1 protein-coding gene is annotated in these 1,690 nt (G+C 70.8%); it reads left to right on the plus strand.

Annotated elements, in window-relative coordinates:
• Positions 1 to 240 precede the first annotated feature (240 nt).
• Positions 241 to 1,608 (plus strand): phosphomannomutase/phosphoglucomutase, encoded by a 1,368-nt coding sequence (locus AC529_RS19235; RefSeq protein ID WP_068758752.1) that lies wholly within the window; start codon positions 241 to 243, stop codon positions 1,606 to 1,608.
• Positions 1,609 to 1,690: the final 82 nt, after the last annotated feature.

Here is a 1,690-nt window from a genome sequence, read left to right on the forward strand (position 1 = left end):
CCCGCCCCGAGGAGCAGCCCGGCCCGCGCACGCCCCGTCGGCCCCGCCGTGACGTTTGAGCCCCGCACGGCTGGAGATCGGGAACAGAGAAGCCGATCAGAAGATCCTACGACAGGGCCGCGGTCGGGGTACCGCCGCGGTCACTCAGCGCGAAACCGGAGTCTTGTACGTTTGACCCTGCGGACCCGCCGGGTCCGCGCCATTGACCATCGGCCGCATATCGACACCTCCGGAGCTGCTGTGGGTGACCTCGGTCAGATCTTCAAGGCATACGACATCCGGGGCGTCTTCCCCGACACGCTCGACGCGGACGTCGCGCGGGCAGTGGGGGCGGCGTTCGCGCACGTCGTCGACGGTGACGAGATCGTCGTCGCCTACGACATGCGCCCCTCGTCCCCCGAGCTGGCCGCGGCGTTCGCCGAAGGCGCCAGCGCCCAGGGACGCAACGTGATCATGGCGGGCCTCGGCTCGACCGACCTGCTCTACTTCGCCTCGGGCAAGCTCGGCATCCCCGGGGCCATGTTCACCGCCAGCCACAACCCCGCCCAGTACAACGGGATCAAGATGTGCCGTGCCGGGGCCGCGCCGATCGGCGCCGACTCCGGGCTGGCCCAGATCCGCGAGCTCGTGGAGCGGGGCGTCCCCGACCACGACGGCCCCGCCGGGACCGTCGTCGAACGCGACCTGCTCGCCGACTACGCCGCCCACCTGCGCTCGCTGGTGGACCTGTCGGGCATCCGCAGGCTCAGGGTCGTGGTGGACGCGGGCAACGGGATGGGCGGCCACACCGTGCCCGCCGTCCTGGGCGACCAGTTGCTGGACGCCCTGCCGCTGGACATCGACCCCCTCTACTTCGAGCTGGACGGCACCTTCCCCAACCACCCGGCCAACCCGATGGACCCCGAGAACATCGTCGACCTACAGGCCAGGGTCCGCGAGACCGGCGCCGACATCGGGCTGGCGTTCGACGGCGACGCCGACCGCTGCTTCGTCGTGGACGAGCGCGGCGAACCCGTCTCGCCGTCGGCGATCACCGCGCTGGTCGCGGTGCAGGAGCTCGCCAAGGAGCCGGGCGCCACGATCATCCACAACCTCATCACCTCCCGGGCCGTGCCCGAGATCGTGGCGGAGCACGGCGGGGTGCCGGTGCGCACCCGCGTCGGCCACTCCTTCATCAAGGCCACCATGGCTGAGACGGGGGCGGTCTTCGGCGGCGAGCACTCGGCGCACTACTACTTCCGGGACTTCTGGAAGGCCGACACCGGCATGCTCGCCGCGATGCACGTGCTGCGGGTCCTCGGCTCCGACACCCGGCCGCTGTCGGAGATCACCGCCGAGTACAGCCGCTACGCGGCCTCCGGCGAGATCAACTCCGAGGTCGCCGACCAGGCCGAGCGCACCGCCGCGGTGGAGGCGGCCTTCGCCGGCCGGGAGGACGTGGAGAGCGTGGACCACCTCGACGGGCTGACCGTGACCCTCGCCTCGGGAAGCTGGTTCAACCTGCGGGCCTCCAACACCGAGCCGCTGCTGCGGCTCAACGTCGAGGCCCCCGACGCCGAGTCCATGGCCAAGCTGCGCGACGAGGTCCTGGCGATCATCCGGGCCTGACCGCCGCGCACGGCGTATCCGACACAGGAAGAAGAAGCGAACATGAGCACCAAGATCGACGAGTGGCTGCTGGAGATCCTGG

It is taken from the genome of Thermobifida cellulosilytica TB100, from assembly GCF_001517975.1.
Taxonomy (GTDB): domain Bacteria; phylum Actinomycetota; class Actinomycetes; order Streptosporangiales; family Streptosporangiaceae; genus Thermobifida; species Thermobifida cellulosilytica.